The sequence below is a fragment of the Streptomyces cyslabdanicus genome, from assembly GCF_052663305.1.
Genome location: NZ_JBQRUW010000078.1, coordinates 1 through 18,723 on the forward strand (window position 1 = coordinate 1; position 18,723 = coordinate 18,723).

Below are 18,723 nucleotides of genomic sequence, written 5' to 3' on the forward strand. Positions count from 1 at the left end.
GCCCGCGTCGCCTATGGAGTCGTGCTCGCCGGGCACGGTGAAGACGCGGTCGGTCCGCATCCCCGTCATCATCTGCCTGACCTGGTCGAACTGCGAGGACGTGGACAGGTGGGTCAGATCGCCGCTATGCATGACGAAGTCGGGTCGGAAACCCAGTGAGTTGACCTGGCGGATCGCTTCGGAGAAGGAGCCGGCCACGTCCATGTTCGCCGGACCCTGAAAGCCGATGTGGCTGTCGGAGACCTGCACGAACCGCAGTGTGCCGCTCGTCGTCGTGCCGGCTCCCGCGGCCGCGGTTCCGGCGGTGGTCCCGGCGATGCCGCGGCTGTCGGCGATGTGGCTGATCACTTCTCCGCCGGCCACGGTCAGCACCACGGCCCCGCCGAACCACCCTGCGTGCCGGAGGAGTTGGCGTCGGGACATGCCGTGTTCGTCGGGTACGGGCGGTTCGTTGCCACCGATCGGTGATCCCTGGTGAGGGTCGTGGTACTCGGTCATCGGGTCACCTCCACGGTGGCGGTCATGAACGGATGGATGGTGCAGAGGTAGTGGTAGGTGCCGGGCTGTGTGAACCGGTGGCTGTACGTGGCGTGAGTGGCCAGGGCGGCCGAATGCAGCGGGCCGCCCGATCCGGCGCTGGTGACGGTGTGGGCGTCGGTGTCCTGGTTGGTCCAGGTCACCGTGGTGCCCGCTTTGACCTTCAGCGTGGCCGGGGCGAACGCGAAGTTCTTGATCGCCACGGCGCTCCCGGCCACCGGCGCGGTCGGCTTACTGGTGCTCGGAGGGCTCATGGGCATGGTCATGCTGGGCATGGGTGAGGCGCCGGGAGCGGAGCCCGCCGCGTGTCCCGGTCCGGAGGCGCCGGGCATGCCGGCCGTCTGGTGCTGACCCTGTCCCGGTGTAATGGCACCGGCATGGGGGGACGAGGAGTGCGACGACTGGCCGCATGCGCTCAGGAGCCCCAGTGCGGCGACGGTGGCGACGGCAAGCCCAGCCGCAGCGCGTGATCGCCGGCCTGGTGTACGAAGGTGCGGGTACATGCTGTTCGTTCCTCACGATCAGGTTGAGATGGGCAGTGCGCCGGCCGAGTGCGCAGACGAAGCGAAGTCGCAGGCGGCATACGGCAGTTCCCCGTCTGCGGGCCGAGAATGGCTTGGGCGTGGGCGAGAGATGCCGCGTATGTCGGCTCTTGTCTGACTCCACGGGTGGCGGGGGTCGTACGGTTCGGTCGATTCGCAGCTTTTATGACACTTTCTTCAGGTCACCGCAGATCGATCAGCCCTCCGGCGCCCCGCGCGCGGTCCTGGCAGTACTCACAGAGGGTGACCATTTCGATACGGAGCATCACAAGGCAAGCCAGTAAATACGCGCAATGATCGCCTTATGCCCTGGAGTTCCCGAAAACGTGACCCAAGGACCGATCCGGATCGCTCCGCGGACCGTGTCTCTGGTAAAGGGACGCTTTCGGACACGGACGAGGAACTGCTGCGCACCCTGTACGCCGAGCACGCGGGCCCCCTGCTCCACTACGTGCTTCGACTGACCTCAGGAGACCGGCAATGGGCGGAGGAGATGTCGTGCAGGAGACGTTGCTGCGAGCGTGGCAGCATCCCGCCGCCTTCGACCCCGCACGAGGCCCGGCCCGGGCATGGCTGTGCACGGTCGCTCGGCACCTGGTTGTCGACGCCCGCCGGCCTCGGCAGGCCAGGCCTGCCGAGGCCGGCGGCGAGGCACTGGAGCGGGCCGCCGAGCAGACACCGGGAGAGGACGAGATTGAGCAGGCACTGCAGAGCTGTGCAGTTGCCGACGCCTTCCGGACGCTGTCCCCGGACCACCGCGCGGTCCTGCTGGAGACCTACTACCGGGGCCGGACCATGGCGGAGGCCGCCGATGTGCTGGGCATTCCGCTGGGCACCGTGAAGTCACGGACGTACTACGCCCTGCACGCCCTCAGGCTGGCGCTGCTGGAGCGGGGCATCGAGTCATGACCATGCGATGCAGGAGGTGGCGACCATGAGTGCCGAGCACGACGCCCTCCGGCTGGCGCTGGGAGGATACGTCCTGGGCGCGCTGCCCCCGACGGAGATGGAACAGGTGCGCGACCACCTCGCAGGATGCGCCGAGTGCCAGGCGGAACACACGCAGCTGGCGCGACTGCCCGCACTGCTGGCGACGGTGACCGCGGCCGAAGCCGCAGGCCAGACGATGTCGGCTGCCGACGGAGACCTGGCCGATCGGCTGGTGGCGCGGGCAACTGAGAGCACGCAGGGCTCTCCGCCCGCGCGGCCCGCCGCGGCCGGGGCGCCGCATGCACGCGAGGCGGGGGTACTGGAGAGGCTGCTGCAGCAGGCCGCGGCCCGGCGCCGCAAGACGTGGCGGCTGCAACTGGCGGGCGCCGCCGCCTCCCTGATGCTCCTCGCGGGTGCGGTCGGCGGCACCTGGCTGGCGACCACCGGGTCCGTGGTCAGTGAGGCGACGCCGCCCGGACCGACCACCCCGGCTCCGTCGCGCACCTTCTCCGGAAGCGATCCCACCACCAACGTCTCCGCCTCGGTGAAGGTCTCGCCCTCTGCCTGGGGCAGCGTCCTGCAGGTCTCCGCCAAGGGGGCGCCTGCCGGGATCACCTGCCGGCTGCAGGCGGTCGGACCCGGCGGGGCCAGGGCGGACGGCGCCACCTGGCGGGCGGGCGAGTACCCTCCCGGCACCACGATCCCAGGGGCGGTTGCCATGTCTCCGGGTGCCATCGAGCACTTCGAGATCGTCGCCGGCAACGGTCAGAAGCTGGTCACCATGCGGGCGTGAGATCGCCAGGAGTCCGCCCGACCCCGCGTCAGGCGGGCTCCTGGCACACCGGACCACGGTCGTTTACAAGACTCCGGCCCGCTCCCCTCCTGCGCTCGCCGAACCAGTGGGACCGGTCGCCCTCGCCGCCGATTCCCGCGAAGAAGGCCAGCCCCTGGCCGACTTGACGCGTAAGTGCCCAGCCCGGGGCGTGCAAGTCCCCCGATCACCGGCCACCCGACGACCGGTGTCCTCGGCTCCCCTGACCGAGGCGAACGAGTCAGCCTTCCACCGACCTTGACCTGACCCACAGGAAGTGGAGCAAAAGGTGTGAATTGCTCGAACCGTTCGGCATGCGTCGTCCGTGGAACTGAATGAACACTCCGATGCAGGATCCGGCATACCGACCCCTCTTCGAATGCCTTGGCAGTCTCCACGTTCCGGTCTCCGCACATCCACAGAAGAGTCAGAAGACCATGTTCGTAACCGATTCCCCCCGCCCGAGCCCACCGCTCTCCCGGCGTTGTCGCCACGAGGCACTGCTCACCCTGCCCGCGCAGGAGGCACACGTCTCCGCCGCTCGTCACCTCGCGGCCGATCTGCTGGAGACCTGGTGTGTTCCCAAGAGCGAGCGCGAGTCCGCCGTTCTCATCGTCGACGAACTCGCAGCCAACGCCGCCCAGTACGGCCGCGAGCACATGACCCTGCGGCTCGTCCTCGACCACGGCACCCTGAACATCGTGGTCAGTGACTCCGGAACGGCCGTGGAGCGCCATCGCCCCGACATCGCCCCGGACGAGCACGGCCGCGGCACCGGCATCGTCCAGCACCTCGCACAGTCGACCGAGGTCCACCAGACACGCAGCGGCCGCGAAGTCCGCGCCTGCCTGAGGTGCTCGCCATGACCCGGCCGGACGTTCGGCACGAGGAGCTGCGACCCCCTGCCGGTGCTGGCACTGCAGCACAGCGACGAGTCACCAGGGGCGGCAGCGCCGGGTCACCCGACGCCCCCACCGAGTGGCCTTCGCCACCCACAGGCTGTGCCCCATCGACGGCTGCCCGGGCCCGGCCCAGGTTCCCATGCGGTCCGCGGCACACCCATCGACCCTCGATCACGGCGACCCCGACCACGACACGGTGCTGTGTCAACGCTGCGGCGCCGGCCCCTACGAACCGGCGGAGGTGTGAGGGTGAACGCCACCCCGAACAGCGGCGAGGGCATCAGCGCCCCGCCCCCGCACGAGGCGTACGCGAATGCGCCAAACCTGCGCCGCGAGATGCACCGAGTGCTCGCTCTCGGGGCCGAACGCGACGGCCGCGAGGCCAGGCCCGTCACCGGCCCCCCGGTCGACGCGACGGCCGCCGAACGCGCCTGGCGGCTACGCCGGGCGGTCCTCATGGACCGGATGGCCCTGGATAACCCCGGCCCCGGCCCGGTCGCAGCCGCCGCAGAAACCGCCGAGCAACTCCTCCTGCACGACCGCCGCCATCCCAACCTGGTGGCCGGCCCGCTCCACCCCGACGCGATCACGCTCGCCCCCAGCCGCCGCCTCTACGTCCGCCAGGAGTACGCCGCCTGGACGGCCGCCGGGCGCCCTGCAACCTGAACCGCCCCCGACCCGATAGGAAGACGGACACATGACCCGCAAGGACAACACCCGGCACGCCCCCGCAGCAGCCGGCCAACTCCACTCGCCTCGCCTTCCACGCCCGACAGCCACGCGTGCGCACCGCGCCAGTCTGCAACAGGAACGGTCACTCCAGGGAAAACCGATGAACGCACCGTGGTCGAACGCGAAGACCCATCGGCTGTTCCAGGTACCCGAACGTGGTTGCTCCCAGGGGCAGCGACTGAGCCTCCATCGGGCCCAAACGCCCCCGCACACTCCGCGGGCCAGGCAGCCGGCGCAGGTGGCCATGCAGGTCACAGGCGGACCTCGACGGCGATACGCGCATTTGACCGGCCCCCGGCCGCCAGCCTCGATCTTGCATGAGGGTCCGTCAGCAAGCTGACGGACCCTCATGCAAGATCGAGGTTAAGGAGCAGCCGACCGCCGAGGAGACCGCGGCACAGATCAAGAACCTATCCGACCTCGCGGCCTACAGTGGCACGTTGAAGCGCGTGGTCAAGGTGCTGTCCGTCCTCACGAATCGGCCAATCTGAGGCGTGTTCGTGCTCCGAATGCGCGCACAGGCCCGCTGGGGAACTACTTCCATGCGACGGCCACGACGACTGCGGCCGCCGTGAACGTCCCAACGGCGTAGAAGGCCCACGCCTGCTTGTTGCGCATGCCCACCAGCGCCGCCACCGCTACCAGGACGTCCAGGGCCAGTTTCACCCCCATCTTCGCGTTGTCCACTGGAAGGTCCAGGGACGTCCGGGTCCATATGAGTCCCGCACCGGTGACCAGCTGAACGACCGCACTGATCGGCATGTAGCTGCCGGTCACCGGGTCCTTCCCTCTCAGCTGGTAGAAAAGGCCGCCCATGATCGCAGCAAACCCGAAGAGGTGGAAGACGAGGAACACGTACCGAAGAATCTCCATGGCGGTGATCGTTCCATAGGATCAACGCAAGTTGACCAGCTCTTGCACGAAAGCTCGACCACGTCCGCACCACCCTCGCGACCGCCACCGCCATGGTCGACGATCTCAACGAGTGGCACGAGCTGCGACCGGGCGGGCGCCTTCCTCAAGGAACGGGTCGGTTCGGCAGTCGCCGCCAGCGGCATGAACGCCGATGCGCAGACGCATTTCCGCCACCCTTCCTCGCCCCGCTTCGGCAGAGCCTTGCCGGCGAGGGGCCTGCGGCTATCGAATCCGGCCACCACTGGAGCGTGGCGATCGGCGAGACTCTGACACGGCGGCTATGGCAGCCTGCGGACATGTCAGAGCTGCGTGTTCATGCAGGCCGTCACTACGCCCTCCAGTTCCACTACGCCTTGCCGGACGATGCCTGGTGTGTGGAGCTGAGCGAGGCCGTCCCGGCGCCAGCCTCGTGGGCTGAGGTTCCCAACGCAGAGACACACCTGCCGGGAACTGCCTTCCTGGTGGCCGTGATGTCCGACGAGGATCCTGGCCTGGAGCCGACCGTTCACATCCACAGCTACGACGAGCACGTCATCCCCTACGAGATCATCCGCTGGTTCATGGAGCAGGTGGCCGAACAGGTCGAACGCTGCCGCATCGCGTTCGAGCGGAGAGAACCCGAAGCAGTGAAATGATCACGGAGTGACCGGTGTGATCACGGCGTCAGAGCCTTCCTGGATAACCCCGTTCAGCGGACTGAGCCCACGGCAGTTCGGCAAGCTGATCACCGCGCTGCGGCGCGAGGGCGTAGACCCGGTTCGCAAGGGCCGGCCGTGGAGCCTGCCGTTGGAAGACCGGGTGCTTCTGGTTGCCGCGTACTGGCGGACCAACCTGACGTGGACGGCTCCCTGGTCCCCACCCGCGACCACACCGTCGCCGAGCAGTCGAAGAACTACCGGTACTCCACCAACCACCAGGTCGTCATCAACGCCGACACCCGGCTCGTCGTCGCCGTCGGCCGGCCCCTGCCCGGCAACCGCGACGACTGCAAGGCGTGGGAGCTGTCCGGCGCGAAGGACGCCGTCGGCCGCACCACGGTCATCGCCGACGGCGGCTACCGCGGCACCGGCCTGGTCATCCCCCACTGCCGCGAACCCGGTCAGACCGAACTTGCGGCCTGGAAAGAAGAACACCACCGCTCCCACCGAAGGGTCCGCGCCCGCGTCGAGCACACCTTCGCCCGCATGAAGACCTGGAAGATCCTCCGCGACTGCCGCCTGAAAGGCAACGGTGTCCACCACGCCATGCTCGGCATCGCCCGCCTGCACAACCTCACCCTCGCCGGGTGACCGGGAAACGACGCTGGTCATGCATGGCGTAGATCATTTACGGGACAGCACTTAGTGATCGTTAACGGATTTGTCAGATGCGGGTCCAGATGCCCGCGCTTCCGGAAAAGGGAAAGCTCATGTGGAGTGCTCAGGACGTGGCGCGGGATCAGGTCCGGCGTCAGGCGAGTGGCCTGGACGTCGCTGCCGTTGCGGAGAAGATCGCGGAGGCCGCTGTCCGTGAGCGGGAAACCGCGGAGCAGTTGAGGGGGAACGGTTCCTTCTACGAGTTCGAGATGGATCGGGAGCGGCTGGCTGCCATCTGGCTGGCCAAGCATGCTGAGTGGCGGCGCGTCAGGGACTTGATGACTGCGGTCGGTTGGAGCGTGTACGAGCCGGAACGGGATGCTCAGGGCTCGGTGTGGGCTCGCGAGCGTGAGGAACGGTTTGCTGGTGCTCTTGCGCCACAGGCCGCCTTCGGGGAACGGCGGCGGGAGGGAGCGGATGAGTTGCGAGCGGAGGTCTGGCTGTCCGCCGCGTCCAGTCGGCTGATCCAGGTGATGGCGGACCGGGCGGGGCTGCGCCCCTCTCAGGTCCTGGCCCAGCTTGCCGAGCGGATCGTCGTGGGTGAGGACGGCACGGTGTCCGTCCCGCCCTTCACGCCGTCCCTGTGATTTCCGAAGCGAGGGGATGAGAAGGCAGAGGAGGAGTGCGGGGATGCTGGGTATTCAGCTTCGGGAACACCAGGTGGCCCAGAAAGCGAGTTTCCGTAAGTGGGTGGGCACGCACCGGTCAGCGGCGGCAGCCCTACGAGGCTCGCCGCCTTCTCGGGCAGCAGCTCAACCGTGCACACCCGGGCGTCGATCCCGCCCCCACTGAGGCGTGCTGAGGTGACGCCAGGAATGCCGCAGGTCTCGCCAACGTCGGCACCCTCTGAGGCCGTAGGGATTTCGTCAAGTCGCCAGCTGCGAGGGTGCCTTGGGCGGTCCACCGGCGATCACCAGTAGTGACGTCGTCCGCCGACAGCGTGTCCGAGTGCTCCGAGGACCCACAGGATGGCACCGATCACCAGCAGCACGATCCCGATGGTCCACAGGATGGAGATGCCGAACACGAAACCGAGGATGAGGAGGATGACTCCGAGCGCAATCACCGGGGCCTCCGATCTTCCAGGAGGAGGAGTAATACCGTCCATATGCCCGGTTACTTATGATGTAGGCCCATCTCGCGCGGAACCCGCGGACCGCCCACGCCTGGCCTGCTGGCGGCGCCCTGCTCCCATCGGTTCACCCTCGTGCGTACGGGGCAGAAGGCCTCAGGCATGACCGTGATGACGTGCGTGGCGCTGCCCTGGGCACCTTGGGGTGGTGGCGTTCGCCGTTGCCGCCACGGTTGCGCGCTTCGCCGGGGCGCGGGTCGTGCAGGGTGCGACCGCCGGGGAGCTGCGGGTCGCCCTGGTCGTCGGCGACGTCATGGGCACTTCCATGGCCTCGGCCGCGGTCACGGGCCGGCTGCGTGTCGCCGCACGTGCACTGGGCAAAACCGCCCTCCGGCCGGCAGAGGCCTGGAGCATCGGCTGGCGGTGTGAGGTGTCGGCCAGAGATCTCACACCAACGGGTGAAGGACCCGCACAGGGCGATCTGCCGGTTGAGATGCGGATTCCTGGCCATCGGGTCGCGGGAAGCGCCGGAACGCGGCCAACGCGCCCTGTGGAGCGGGATACTGGTGTCTTCCGACGACGGGGCGACCAGGGGGCGCATCAGTGAAATCTACGGGAAGGACGGGGCGTTGGAGTGGGGGCGGCGGGCGGGGCGCTCGGCATGCGGTCGTCGTGGGCGGAAGCCTTGCGGGGCTGCTCGCGGCGCAGGTCCTCGCCGAGCACGCCGACCGGGTGACCGTCGTGGAGCGCGACCGGTTCCCGGACGGCACGATGGCGCGGCCCGGTGTACCGCAGGGCCGGCATCCGCATGTCCTGCTGGAGGGTGGGCAGGTGGCCCTGGAGTCGCTGCTGCCGGGCTTCCTGGCACAGCTGCGGGCGGCGGGTGCGCCCCGTGTGGGCATGCCGTCGGACATGGTGCAGAGGCAGGACGGGCGCTGGTTCCGGCGGCTGCCCGCGACGACGCACATCTACACGGGTTCCCGCGCGCAACTGGAGGAACTGGTGCGACGGCGCGTCCTCGCCGATCCGGTGATCAGCGTGGTGGAGGGGGCCGATGCCGTCGGGCTCCTCGGTGACGCCTCGCGCGTGCGGGGCGTGCTGCTGCAGGACCGCTCCGGCGATGCCCGAGGGGAGCAACGGGCCCTCGAGGCCGACCTGGTCGTCGATGCCTCCGGCAGGGGCACGAAGGCCCGGCAGTGGCTCACGGCGATCGGGGCCGAGTCCCCACACGAGGAGACCATCGACACAGGTCTCGCGTACGCCTCCCGCGTCTACCGCGGCAGGAGCGGCGTCCTCGACGGCGACACTTGCGGCTACTACGTCTACCCCAGTCCCGCCCAGGTCCACGGCGGTGGTGCGCTGCCCTTGGAGGACGGCACCCACCTGGTCGTCGTCTCGGGGCTGCGCGGTGACGAGCCGCCCACGGGCGACGACGAGTTCGTGACGTACGCCAAGAAGCGGCTGCCGCATCCGCTCCTGCACCAGTGGCTGGACGAGGCCGAACCTCTCTCACCGGCGTTCGGCCATCGTCGGACCTCGAACATTCGCCGCCGCTACGATCTGCCCGGCCGTCGCCCTGCCGGATTCCTCGCCACCGGCGACGCTCTGTGCGCGTTCAACCCGATCTACGGGCAGGGCATGGCCGTCGCCGCGATGAGCGCCCTCGCCCTGCGTGACGCACTGGCCGATCCGCGCCGGACCCCCACGACGCGGCGCGTGCAGCGGGCACTGCTCGCCGCGTCCCGGCAGGCGTGGGACATCTCCGCCGGAGCGGACCGCAACATGCCGGGCGCGGTGGGCACTGCGGCAGCCGCCGGAGCTGCGGACCGCGTCGCCGACTGGTACTTGCAGCGCGTCCTGGAGCGCTACCCCGGCGACCCTGTAGTCGGGCCCGCCTTCCGCTCCGTACTGACCCTCCGCACGCCCGTCGCCGCCCTGTTCACCCCGCCCGTGGCCCGGGCCGTCCTCCTCCGCCCGCCCGCCCCGACGCCCACCGAGCCGCCGACGGCACCAGAGGAACCGGGAATCTGAGCGAAGCCGGCCGCTGACGGCAACCAGCCGATACACAGCTCGGTGCCGATCAGCAGCAGGCCACCGTCATTGACCGGACCACGCTGCGCGATCTTCGACACATGGTGAAGAACATGGAGCGGGGTGTGGCCCGCCGAACCAGCCCCTCGCCGGGACGACGGCCAGTGGATCACCTCCCCGGTACCGTCGGACGGCACGGTGACGGACCGTCCGAAACGTGCCCGGTGCCAACCGGCGACCACCGTCGAAGTCGACGACGGCGCCGCCCGTCGCCGATGCCGGCTCTACCCACCCCCGAAAGCCTGCGCTGCCGGCCCGGCCTGGGGTGTTTGGTGTCAGGCGAGGTCCCGGCGGCGGCCCACCGGGACCGTGAGCAGGTACAGCGGCGGCAGGAGCGCGGCTGTGCACACCGTCCACAGGGCCGCGTGCGTCCCCGCGTAGGTGGCGAGCAGGCCGGCGATGAGGGCGCCGAGCGGTTGGGCGCCCCAGGAGACGAAGCGGACGGTGGCCATGACACGGGAGAGGAGCTCAGGCGGGGACTCGGCCTGGCGGTGGGTGCGGGTGGTGATCGACCCGATGACGACGCCGAAGGCGAAGCCGGCGTTGCCCAGGGCGAACCAGTACGTGTTGGCTGCGGACGTGGTCAGCGGGGCCAGCAGGGCGGCAGTACCGCCGGCCAGCGCGGTCCCGACGAGTCCCCGGGCGGTGCCGAACCGTCGGGTCAGTCGGACCGCCACGGCGGATCCGGCGAGCGCGCCGATTCCGTCCGTGGCGAGCACGAGGCCGAGTTGTACGGGCGTCAGTCCGGCCTCACGGACCAGGTAGAGGGGCGTGAGGGCGACCAGGGCGGCGCAGACGAAGTTGGTGGCGGTGGCCCAGAGCATGCAGGGCAGCATCACTGGGTGCCGTGTCACGTACGTCCAGCCCTCGCGGATCAGCCGGAGGGCGCCGTCGCCGGTGCGGGAGGCGGGACGGCGCTCGGGCAGGGTACGCAGCAGCACGGCGGAGAGCAGGTAGCTGGCCGCGTCCACGAGGAGCGCGCCGACCGGGCCCGCGGCGTGCACGAGGAGGCCGCCCCCGGAGGGCCCTGCGGTCTCGGTGACGGCGTGTGTGCCGGACATCAGGCTGTTGCGGGCGGCGAGTTGTCGGTTCGGGACGATGGCGGGCAGAAAGGTCGAGTTGCCGATGTCGAAGAGTACGGTCGCGGCGCCGGTGACCAGAGCGGCGAGCAACAGGTGCGGGTAGCTGAGCCGGTCGAGCCACCAGGCGAGCGGGAGGGATCCGACGGCGACGAACCGTACGAGATCGAGGGTGACCTGGAGGCGGCGGAGCGGGACGCGCTGGGCGATCACTCCGGCCGGGAGGCTGAGCAGCAGCCAGGAGATCTGTCCGGCGGCGGCGAGCAGGGCGGCCTGGAGGGCGGTGGCGTCGAGGACGGTGAGGGCGACCAGGGGGAGGGCGAGGGCGGTGACGGCGGTGCCCGCGTTGCTGACGGTGGCGGCGGTCCAGTAGCGCCAGAAGACGACCGGGGGCGAGGTCGCGTGGTGGGTGCTGCGGCGATCGTGCTCCGGGACCGTCGGTGTCTCGCTCATGCGACGCCCACCCTCCAGTGAGTCTCTCATGGGAACTTACCTGGTTGCGATTGAGTTCCTATCGGGAACTGACCGCATGGCGCAAGATGGTTTCGAAGACGGGACGTTGTATCCGGAAGACGGGAGACCCATGGTCAGGTCGGTGCCCGAGCGGGACGCCGCGTGTGCGATCGCGCAGGCGGCGGCGGTGGTCGGCGATTGGTGGAGCCTGCTCCTGGTGCGGGAGACCGCACGCGGGCACCACCGGTTCGACGCGCTCCAGGAGGAGTTGGGAATCTCCCGCAAGGTGCTGACCGAGCGCCTTGCGCACCTGGTGGAGGCGGACGTCCTGGAGAAGGTTCCGTATCACACCGGCCCGGTGCGCTACGAGTACCGGCTGACGGAGAGCGGGCGGGGGCTGCTGCCCGTGCTGCTCTCGATGCAGGACTGGGCGGACCGCTGGCTGCTCGGCAACGGCTCGCTGAGCGGCACGGCCGACGAGGAGAGTGCCGAGGCGCGGCGGGTGGCGGGCCTGTTGGGCGAGCGGCTGCCGCGCCTCGAGTTGCCGGGGCACTGGGACGGTGAGCCGCTGGACCCGGTGGCCGAGGCTGCGGCCACCGTCCTGTTCTGCTACCCGGCAACCGGTCGCCCGGGCCCGTTGCCGGACGACTGGGCCGACATCCCGGGTGCCATCGGCTGCACGCTGGAGAACCGGCTGTTCCGGGACGCGTACGACGACTTCCGCGCGGCGGGCGCCGAGGTGCGCGGCGTGAGTACGCAACGCCCGGATGAGCAGCGGGTGTTCGCGGTCGAGGAGGGCATCCCCTTCGTTCTGCTCTCAGACGTCGACCTGCGCCTCGCCGCCGCTCTGCGGCTGCCGGTGTTCCGCGCCGGGCAGGCACTGCGGCTGAAGCGGGCGGTACTGGTGGTGGACCGCAACCGCGTGGTGCGCCAGGCGCGCTTCCCGGTGACGGACATCCCGGGGGCAGTGCGCGAGGCGCTGGCGGTGGTACGGCGGGTGGCGGCGGGGAGCTGACGGGCGCGGGCGCGGCGACGGCACATCGCCCACCTTTCCCGGGCCAACGGGGGTGAATCAGATCGGTCTTGACCAGGCCGGTCCTCGACCTGGTGGGCGCGGGCGAGAGGCTCCCGGGCCGCCGATCCTGTGCCTGCCGCACGGCCGGTGGCCCTCTGGTCTCTCCCGCGGACGGCTTGCCGGATCAGCGGCTGACCCGTTCCGGGTGATGTCGCCCGCGGCGGTACGGGGATTCGACACCGATCTCGCCCCACGGCCCGCCACGAACGCCGAGCTCAGGATGTGCCCTCGGCCTCGGCGCCGTTGTCGCTCCCGGCCGTTTCGTCCCGTGTCATGCCGAGGAAGCGCCGGACGGCTTCGACCGGCATGTCGAGTCCCTCGGACGCGGACTGCTCGTCGCCGAAGACCTGCACTGCCTCAGTGACCGCCACGGCCAGTTCGACCTCCGCCTTGCGGACCTTGGCCTCGGCCTTGTCCACGGTGTCGACCACCGCCAACTGACGGCGCTGCCTCTCCTGAAGTCTCTGTTTACGGGAAGGGGTTTTGTCAGGGTTCTGCACAGTCATGACCAAGATCATAATCAGTTGGGTGCACGCCCATGAAATCGGCAACTCACCGGCATTACCGGGGCGTTCACGGCTCGAAGGCTCAGCACCGGCGGCCCCGTGAAGCTGTTGCCCAAGGCAGGTGCGGTGCCGGGGCGTCGTCACTCGGTCCGGGCTCGCGGGCTGTTCGGGGTGCGGCTGCTACAGGTCGAACTCCAGGTGCTCGATGTCCGTGAAGCGGACCTCCTCCAGCCGGCCCGCGCGGCGGCCGTTGTCCTGGAAGTACACGTCCTTGAGCGCTTCGGCGGCGATCTCCTCGAGGCGCTGCTCGGTGGCGCCCTGCTCCTGGGCATCGAAGAGGCGGGCGGCGTAGCGGGTCGGCGTCCTTGCCCGGACCCGACAGCTTCGGCTGCCCGAGCTTCGCTTCCTTGAGAGCCCACTCCACCAGGGACGGGATGGTCTTGGCGGGCACGTTCAGGACCAGGCCGCCGACGCCGTACGCGTACGCCTGGCCCTCGGCGTCGACGTCGACGACCACGAGCGGACCGTTCTCGAACCGCGTATCGGTGCTACCGGCTGGGGTGCCGGCGAGGGCGGCTTTCCGCGCGGGCGGGCGGCGCGATGTCGGCCTGGTCGCGGCCGCCGGATGCGGTACAGCGGCGGGGCGCAGTGCGGTGTTCTCGGACGCAGGCTCCAGGATCGGGCCTGTGGGTTCGGTGCGGGCTTTGGGCGGTTCGGTGCGGGCTTTGGGCGGTTCGGCTCTCGTTGACGCAGGAGCGGATGGGACGGCAAGCGTCTCGGGGACCGCCGTGTCCGTCGCGGGCGCCGCGGCGTTGGGGTCGGCGGGGTAGAGCTGGGCGAGTTGCTCGAGCATGCGGGCGTAGGCGTCACGCTCCGGCGGCCGCGGCTCGGTCCTGCCTGCCTCCCAGCCGCTGACCGTCGCCCGCCGCACCCGCAGTGCGGCGGCCACCTCGTCCAGCGTCAGGCCATGTGCCTGGCGCAGCCGCCTGCGCTCCGCCGGGGGCGGCAACGGGGAACGGGACGCGATGAGCGCGTCGACCGCGTCGAACAGCTCGGACATGCAGAACCTCCTGTCCCCGACCCTAGCGTGAAGCGCACATTTCGCGTACGGAGCGCGTACGGACAGCGTTCGCGTCGTGATCTCGTGAAGCTGGGCAGCGGCCAGGACCGGCAAGAGCCCGGTGGTGGTTGTTGCTTGGTGAGCCCCTGGCTTGGCAGCAGCGTAGAAGACGGGGTGGGCGAGGTTCGCGCAGGCCGGGCGGGAGTGGCTGGGGCCGCTGGCCGGCACCGACTACGGTGGCCCGCTGACCTCCTGGATGGGCAGCGTCATCCGCCTCCGCCGCGGGGCGGCCGGCGGGCCGCCCGGAGCAGGCGCGGTGACGGCGGGCACGGCCGGTGATTCAGCCCTGGAGGGAGGCGAGCCAGGCGGTCAGCAGGCGGTTGACCTCCTCGGGGCGCTCCTGCTGGATCCAGTGCCCGCAGCCGTCCAGGATGTGGGTGGAGGTCAGGCCGGGGAGGGTGGCTGGGTAGGCGTCGATCGCGTCGGCCATCCAGGTCGTGGAGGCATCCAGGGCGCCGCCGATGAACAGGGACGGCTGCTTGATGGGGGCGCCGCGGTACTGGGCGAGGTCCTCCCAGTCGCGGTCCATGGTGCGGTAGCGGTTGAGGGCGCCGGTCATGCCGGTGCGCTCGAACTCCCCGGCGTACACGTCGAGGTCGTCCTCGGTCAGCCAGGTGGGCAGCTTGCCGCCGGGGAAGCGGTCACGCAGCCGGCCGCCGGTGCGGGACACGAAGTGCGGGTCGGGCTCGCCCTGGGCGGGCATGGTGTCGGCGGACAGGGCCGCGTAGAAGCCCGCGAGCCAGCCCCGGACGTCGGGCTCCATCTCCGCTTCGGCCCGGCCGGGCTCCTGGAAGTAGGAGACGTAGAACTCCTCGTCGCCGCCCATCTGCGCGAAGACGTCGGTGGGGCGGGGGCCGCCGGGCGGCGCGTAGGGGACGCTCAGCAGTCCGACGGCGCGGAAGACCTCGGGGTGGAGCAGGGCGGAGGCCGCCGCGATGTTGGAGCCCCAGTCGTGCCCGACGACCACCGCCTTCTCCTCGCCCAGGGCGCGCACCAGGGCGACGTTGTCCTCCACCAGGTCGAGCATCCGGTAGGCGTCCGTCGCGGCCGGTTTGGAGGAGCGGCCGTAGCCGCGCACGTCGAGCGCCGCGGCCCGGTACCCCGCCGCCGCGAGGGCCGGGAGCTGGCGGCGCCAGGAGTACCAGGACTCGGGGAAGCCGTGGACGAGCAGGACCAGCGGTCCGGTGCCCTGCTCGACCAGGTGCAGGCGCCCGGCGGGTGCCTCGATGGTGCGGTGGCTCAGGCCGGCAAACGGCGCGGACTGGTGCATGGCTTCTCCTTGGTTCACGGGTGGCCGCGGTTGTCCACCGATCATGTGGTGCTGTGGCCACCCGACGCGAGTACTCTTGCCATGCTGGCAAACTGGCAGGTCAGGGTGGTGGAAGCGGCACGGCCGGAGGGAGCGCGGTGATGGTGACGGACGACGGCGTAGCTGACACGCTGGCGGCCATGGGCCCCCGGCTGCGGGCCGCGCGCGAGCAGCGCGGCGCCACGCTCACCGGTGTCAGCCGTGCGACCGGGATCTCGCTGAGCACGCTGTCGCGGATCGAGACCGGCAGGCGCAAGCCGACCCTGGAGGTGCTGCTGCACCTCGCGAAGGCGTACGGCATCTCCCTGGACGAGCTGGCCGGCACCGCGCCCGTCGCCGCGGCCGGACCGCGCACCCCGATGTTGCAGCGTCCCGGCGACAAGGCGGTGCTGCCGCTGACCCGGTACGTGGGGGGCCTGCACGCCCACAAGCACGTCCTGCCCGCCGTCGGCGCGCCGCCGACGCGGCCGCGGCAGGTCTCCCACGACGGGTACGAATGGCTGTGCGTCCTGTACGGGCGGCTGTGGCTGGCGCTCGGGGAGCAGGACCTCGTCCTGAGCGCCGGGGAGGTGGCCGAGTTCGACACCCGTACCGCCCATGGAGTCACCAACGCCGGACCCGGCGGCCCGGTCGAGTACCTGATCATGTTCGGGCCGCAGGGAGAGCGCCTACGACCGCGCGCCCCAGCCCCCGGCCGCGGGGTCCGGTAGTGCGGAGCACAGCGTCCGGGACCATCCCCCCGGCGACAGTGGTGACCGGTGACCACCCAGCCGTCGGTGTCCTTGACGTCGACCACCCCGAAATCTCCTGCAGCAGAGCCCGCATGCAACAGGACCGAACTCGCTGCTTGACGTTCGCGTGTCGGGGATCGGTGGTGTTCAGCGCAGGGTGAGCGGGGTCGTGGATGCGACGTGGGACAGTTTCTCCGGGTTGCGGACGTAGTAGAGGCTGGTGACGCGGGCGTCCTCGATGTGGATCGCCATGACGCCGTCGATCTCGCCGTCCAGGCGGACGAGGAGTGCCGGGTTGCCGTTGACCACGGTCGGTTCGGTGGTGAGCGTGCCTTTGAGCTTGCCGATGCCGCCGGCGAACATGCGGGCCACCTTCTCGGCGCCGGTGACCGGCCGCAGCGCGGCGTGTTTGATGCCGCCGCCGTCGCTCATCAGGACGACCTCGGGGGCGAGCACCTCGAGGAGGGCCTGCGGGTCCCCGGTTTCGAGCGCGTGCTGGAACGACTTCAGGACCGCCTGGCTCTGGTTCGCGGAGACCGGCCGGCGGGGGCGGCGGGATTCGACGTGTCGGCGGGCGCGGTGGGCGATCTGGCGGACGGCCGCGGGGCTCTTGTCGACGGCGGCCGCGATCTCGTCGTAGCCGATATCGAAGACCTCGCGCAGCACGAAGACGGCGCGCTCGGTCGGTGACAGCGTCTCGAGGACGAGCATCAGCGCCATCGACACGCTCTCGGCGAGTTCGACGTCCTCGGCCACGTCCGGCGCGGTGAGCAGCGGCTCGGGCAGCCAGGTGCCGACGTATGCCTCCCGGCGGCGCTTCATGGTGCGCAGCCGGTTGAGTGCCTGGCGGGTGGTGATCCGGACCAGGTAGGCGCGCTGGTCGCGTACCTGACCCTGGTCGGCCTTAACCCATCGCAGCCAGGTCTCCTGGAGGACGTCTTCGGCGTCGGCCGCCGATCCGAGTATCTCGTAGGCGACGGTGAAGAGCAGGTTGCGGTGGGCGAGGAACGCCTCGGTCGCCGGGTCGGTGGCGTCGTCGCTCATCTCTCGTCCCTCTTCCTCGTCCTTCGCGGTCGGCCCTGGCGGCCGACCGCGTTCGCGTGCGTCCACGGCAAGATCCTGGCGGCACCCGGCGGTCAGGTTGCCCGGTCGGCGACGGCAGGTACCTCGGCGCGGTGGGCACGCAGCAGTTGCCGGCGCTTGCCGGCCCCTCCCGGAACGCGGTGCAGGCTGTACGAACCGGGCTTGTGCGCCTCGTCGGACAGGTGCTTGGGGATGCCCTTGCAGACCGTTTCCTTGATCCTGGCGCCCAGGCCGTCGTCGATGTGCAGCCACACCGCGACGTCGGACCTGTTGGCGAACTGGAAGATGCCCGCGCTGCGGCCCAGGCTGACGCACTGGGCGGAGAACGACTGGTGGAGGTTGTCCGGCTGCTCACCCGCGAGTCGGCTGAGCACGGTGTCGGCGGCCCGCGCGCCCAGCGGGATCGCGTTCAGGCAGCTCATCCGCAGTGGCAGGCCGGTCGGTGCGGCCGAGTCCCCGGCCGCGACGATGTGCGCGTCGTCCACGCTCGTCAGCGTCTCGTCCGTGAGCAGGCGGCCCACGGCGTCGGTGCTCAGCCCGCTGCGGGCGGCCAGGTCCGGAACGCCGAAGCCGGCGGTCCAGACGGTGACCTCGCTCGGCAGCTCACGGCCGTCGGCGAGCCGCACGGTGTCGCGGGTCACCGCTGTCACCTTCGCGTGGGGGCCGTCGATGAGCGTCACTTTGAGCTCGGTCAGCCGCTGGGCGACCGAGCGCCGGCCCCGGGTGTGCAGGTACGGGCCGAGAACGCCGCCGCAGACCAGGGTCACCCGGCGGCCCTGTTCCGCCAGCTCGGCGGCGGTCTCGATGCCGGTGGGACCGGCGCCGACGACCGTCACCGGGGCCGTCGCGGGAGCGGCGTCGAGGACCGGGCGCAGCCGCTGTGCCGCTTCCAGGGAGGCGATCGGGTAGGCGAACTCGGCCGCGCCCGGCACGCTCGGTTCGGCGCTGCCGCTGCCCACGGCGTAGATCAGGTAGTCGTAGTCGAGCGTGCCGTCGGTCGCCAACGTCACGCTGCGCTCGGCCGCGGCGATCCGGGTCACGGTGTCGACCACCAGCCGGACGCCCTCGGCCAGGACGTCCTGGTAGGCGATGACTGCGTCGTCGGACCCGCCCACCAGTTGGTGCAGGCGGACCCGGTGGACAAAGTCCGGGCGCGGGTTGATCAGTGTCACGGTCACGTCGTCGCGCAGTGTCAGCCGGTTCGCGGCCATCACGCCCGCGTATCCGCCACCGATCACCACCACATGCGTGTTCCCGGTCATTCTGCCTCCTCCGTTTCCACGTGTTCGGCCTCAAGACACCGCGCCATCGGCCGCTGTGACAGGGTGTGATCCGGATCACTTCACTGGGGCTCGACCGGAGCTGGGGCCGCATTGGTTCGCCCGGTCGGGTCGGGCTGCTGTTGTGAGAGTGGGGTCCGCCCCAGAGGGTGCCCTTCTCGCTTCGGATGCGGGCTCGCTTTCGCGTTCGGCGGCCAGGA

18 protein-coding genes and 4 pseudogenes are annotated in these 18,723 nt (G+C 70.4%); 11 read left to right on the plus strand and 11 right to left on the minus strand.

Annotated elements, in window-relative coordinates; genetic code table 11:
* Both ACTYVM_RS35825 and ACTYVM_RS35830 read right to left on the minus strand, forming a co-directional pair.
* Positions 1–498: metallophosphoesterase family protein (locus ACTYVM_RS35825; RefSeq protein WP_445529961.1), on the minus strand; the 498-nt coding region annotated here is incomplete at its 3' end.
* Complete coding sequence (locus tag ACTYVM_RS35830; protein ID WP_445529491.1) at positions 495–791, minus strand: plastocyanin/azurin family copper-binding protein; 297 nt, start codon at positions 789–791, stop codon at positions 495–497. The genes ACTYVM_RS35825 and ACTYVM_RS35830, both read right to left, overlap by 4 nt.
* 694 nt (positions 792–1,485) lie before the next feature.
* On the opposite strand from ACTYVM_RS35830, the pseudogene ACTYVM_RS35835 reads away from it, so the two are divergent.
* The 4 genes and pseudogenes from ACTYVM_RS35835 (at position 1,486) to ACTYVM_RS35850 (ending at position 4,388) form a co-directional block, all read left to right on the plus strand.
* Positions 1,486–1,988: pseudogene (locus ACTYVM_RS35835) on the plus strand (sigma-70 family RNA polymerase sigma factor).
* A 25-nt stretch (positions 1,989–2,013) separates the two neighbouring features.
* Positions 2,014–2,802 carry an anti-sigma factor gene (locus ACTYVM_RS35840; RefSeq protein WP_445529490.1) on the plus strand — a complete coding sequence of 263 codons (789 nt, stop codon included), beginning with the start codon at positions 2,014–2,016 and terminating at the stop codon, positions 2,800–2,802.
* Positions 2,803–3,257: 455 nt separating this feature from the next.
* The gene (locus ACTYVM_RS35845; protein ID WP_400036336.1) at positions 3,258–3,686 is read left to right on the plus strand and encodes an ATP-binding protein; all 429 of its coding nucleotides are present in this window, start codon (positions 3,258–3,260) and stop codon (positions 3,684–3,686) included.
* Between the two features lie 285 nt (positions 3,687–3,971).
* Entirely contained in the window at positions 3,972–4,388 is a 417-nt protein-coding gene (locus tag ACTYVM_RS35850; RefSeq protein WP_445529489.1) for a hypothetical protein, read from the plus strand.
* A gap of 600 nt (positions 4,389–4,988) precedes the next feature.
* Here ACTYVM_RS35850 and ACTYVM_RS35855 read toward each other — a convergent pair.
* Positions 4,989–5,327 carry a hypothetical protein gene (locus ACTYVM_RS35855; RefSeq protein ID WP_376653126.1) on the minus strand — a complete coding sequence of 113 codons (339 nt, stop codon included), beginning with the start codon at positions 5,325–5,327 and terminating at the stop codon, positions 4,989–4,991.
* Positions 5,328–5,665: 338 nt separating this feature from the next.
* Between ACTYVM_RS35855 and ACTYVM_RS35860 the strand changes: the two genes are divergently transcribed.
* The 3 genes and pseudogenes from ACTYVM_RS35860 to ACTYVM_RS35870 all read left to right on the plus strand — a co-directional run bounded on the left by ACTYVM_RS35860 (position 5,666) and on the right by ACTYVM_RS35870 (position 7,311).
* A complete protein-coding gene (locus tag ACTYVM_RS35860; RefSeq protein ID WP_445529488.1) occupies positions 5,666–6,004 on the plus strand; it encodes a hypothetical protein in 339 nt (112 codons plus the stop codon).
* 7 nt (positions 6,005–6,011) lie between these two features.
* Positions 6,012–6,658: pseudogene (locus ACTYVM_RS35865) on the plus strand (transposase).
* Positions 6,659–6,735: 77 nt separating this feature from the next.
* Positions 6,736–7,311: a hypothetical protein gene (locus ACTYVM_RS35870; protein WP_445529487.1), complete on the plus strand. Its 576-nt coding sequence runs from the start codon at positions 6,736–6,738 to the stop codon at positions 7,309–7,311.
* A gap of 323 nt (positions 7,312–7,634) precedes the next feature.
* On the opposite strand, the gene ACTYVM_RS35875 is transcribed toward ACTYVM_RS35870, so the two are convergent.
* Complete coding sequence (locus ACTYVM_RS35875) at positions 7,635–7,790, minus strand: DUF6131 family protein (RefSeq protein WP_400036327.1); 156 nt, start codon at positions 7,788–7,790, stop codon at positions 7,635–7,637.
* A gap of 265 nt (positions 7,791–8,055) precedes the next feature.
* On the opposite strand from ACTYVM_RS35875, the gene ACTYVM_RS35880 reads away from it, so the two are divergent.
* Together ACTYVM_RS35880 and ACTYVM_RS35885 are read left to right on the plus strand one after the other, a co-directional pair.
* Entirely contained in the window at positions 8,056–8,403 is a 348-nt protein-coding gene (locus ACTYVM_RS35880; protein WP_445529970.1) for a SpoIIE family protein phosphatase, read from the plus strand.
* A 65-nt stretch (positions 8,404–8,468) separates the two neighbouring features.
* Positions 8,469–9,827, plus strand: a complete 1,359-nt coding sequence (locus ACTYVM_RS35885; RefSeq protein WP_445529485.1) for an FAD-dependent oxidoreductase — start codon at positions 8,469–8,471, stop codon at positions 9,825–9,827.
* A 335-nt stretch (positions 9,828–10,162) separates the two neighbouring features.
* Here ACTYVM_RS35885 and ACTYVM_RS35890 read toward each other — a convergent pair whose 3' ends face one another.
* On the minus strand, positions 10,163–11,419 hold the full coding sequence (locus ACTYVM_RS35890; protein WP_445529484.1) for an MFS transporter: 1,257 nt from the start codon (positions 11,417–11,419) through the stop codon (positions 10,163–10,165).
* A 130-nt stretch (positions 11,420–11,549) separates the two neighbouring features.
* Between ACTYVM_RS35890 and ACTYVM_RS35895 the strand changes: the two genes are divergently transcribed.
* A complete protein-coding gene (locus tag ACTYVM_RS35895; RefSeq protein WP_445529483.1) occupies positions 11,550–12,434 on the plus strand; it encodes a winged helix-turn-helix transcriptional regulator in 885 nt (294 codons plus the stop codon).
* A 275-nt stretch (positions 12,435–12,709) separates the two neighbouring features.
* On the opposite strand, the gene ACTYVM_RS35900 is transcribed toward ACTYVM_RS35895, so the two are convergent.
* The 4 genes and pseudogenes from ACTYVM_RS35900 to ACTYVM_RS35915 all read right to left on the minus strand — a co-directional run bounded on the left by ACTYVM_RS35900 (position 12,710) and on the right by ACTYVM_RS35915 (position 15,390).
* Positions 12,710–13,000 (minus strand): hypothetical protein, encoded by a 291-nt coding sequence (locus tag ACTYVM_RS35900; protein WP_445529482.1) that lies wholly within the window; start codon positions 12,998–13,000, stop codon positions 12,710–12,712.
* 180 nt (positions 13,001–13,180) lie between these two features.
* Positions 13,181–13,360: pseudogene (locus ACTYVM_RS35905) on the minus strand (telomere-protecting terminal protein Tpg); the annotation flags it as partial.
* Positions 13,350–14,060, minus strand: a pseudogene (locus ACTYVM_RS35910) (helix-turn-helix domain-containing protein); the annotation flags it as partial. The pseudogenes ACTYVM_RS35910 and ACTYVM_RS35905, both read right to left, overlap by 11 nt.
* A gap of 340 nt (positions 14,061–14,400) precedes the next feature.
* Positions 14,401–15,390, minus strand: a complete 990-nt coding sequence (locus ACTYVM_RS35915; RefSeq protein WP_445529481.1) for an alpha/beta fold hydrolase — start codon at positions 15,388–15,390, stop codon at positions 14,401–14,403.
* Between the two features lie 140 nt (positions 15,391–15,530).
* On the opposite strand from ACTYVM_RS35915, the gene ACTYVM_RS35920 reads away from it, so the two are divergent.
* Positions 15,531–16,139, plus strand: coding sequence for a helix-turn-helix domain-containing protein (locus tag ACTYVM_RS35920; RefSeq protein ID WP_445529480.1), 609 nt, complete (start codon positions 15,531–15,533; stop codon positions 16,137–16,139).
* 168 nt (positions 16,140–16,307) lie between these two features.
* Here ACTYVM_RS35920 and ACTYVM_RS35925 read toward each other — a convergent pair whose 3' ends face one another.
* Complete coding sequence (locus tag ACTYVM_RS35925) at positions 16,308–17,204, minus strand: RNA polymerase sigma-70 factor (RefSeq protein WP_445529479.1); 897 nt, start codon at positions 17,202–17,204, stop codon at positions 16,308–16,310.
* Between the two features lie 92 nt (positions 17,205–17,296).
* Positions 17,297–18,505, minus strand: a complete 1,209-nt coding sequence (locus tag ACTYVM_RS35930; protein ID WP_445529478.1) for an NAD(P)/FAD-dependent oxidoreductase — start codon at positions 18,503–18,505, stop codon at positions 17,297–17,299.
* Between the last annotated feature and the right edge of the window lie 218 nt (positions 18,506–18,723).

Excerpts from the sequence above, each read along its gene's own strand:
- ACTYVM_RS35830 (WP_445529491.1), bottom strand. The coding sequence starts at position 791 with ATGAGCCCTCCGAGCACCAGTAAGCCGACCGCGCCGGTGGCCGGGAGC.
- ACTYVM_RS35840 (WP_445529490.1), top strand. The coding sequence starts at position 2,014 with ATGAGTGCCGAGCACGACGCCCTCCGGCTGGCGCTGGGAGGATACGTC.
- ACTYVM_RS35845 (WP_400036336.1), top strand. The coding sequence starts at position 3,258 with ATGTTCGTAACCGATTCCCCCCGCCCGAGCCCACCGCTCTCCCGGCGT.
- ACTYVM_RS35855 (WP_376653126.1), bottom strand. The coding sequence starts at position 5,327 with ATGGAGATTCTTCGGTACGTGTTCCTCGTCTTCCACCTCTTCGGGTTT.
- ACTYVM_RS35860 (WP_445529488.1), top strand. The coding sequence starts at position 5,666 with ATGTCAGAGCTGCGTGTTCATGCAGGCCGTCACTACGCCCTCCAGTTC.
- ACTYVM_RS35870 (WP_445529487.1), top strand. The coding sequence starts at position 6,736 with ATGCGGGTCCAGATGCCCGCGCTTCCGGAAAAGGGAAAGCTCATGTGG.
- ACTYVM_RS35890 (WP_445529484.1), bottom strand. The coding sequence starts at position 11,419 with ATGAGCGAGACACCGACGGTCCCGGAGCACGATCGCCGCAGCACCCAC.
- ACTYVM_RS35895 (WP_445529483.1), top strand. The coding sequence starts at position 11,550 with ATGGTCAGGTCGGTGCCCGAGCGGGACGCCGCGTGTGCGATCGCGCAG.
- ACTYVM_RS35900 (WP_445529482.1), bottom strand. The coding sequence starts at position 13,000 with ATGACTGTGCAGAACCCTGACAAAACCCCTTCCCGTAAACAGAGACTT.
- ACTYVM_RS35915 (WP_445529481.1), bottom strand. The coding sequence starts at position 15,390 with ATGCACCAGTCCGCGCCGTTTGCCGGCCTGAGCCACCGCACCATCGAG.
- ACTYVM_RS35920 (WP_445529480.1), top strand. The coding sequence starts at position 15,531 with ATGGTGACGGACGACGGCGTAGCTGACACGCTGGCGGCCATGGGCCCC.
- ACTYVM_RS35925 (WP_445529479.1), bottom strand. The coding sequence starts at position 17,204 with ATGAGCGACGACGCCACCGACCCGGCGACCGAGGCGTTCCTCGCCCAC.
- ACTYVM_RS35930 (WP_445529478.1), bottom strand. The coding sequence starts at position 18,505 with ATGACCGGGAACACGCATGTGGTGGTGATCGGTGGCGGATACGCGGGC.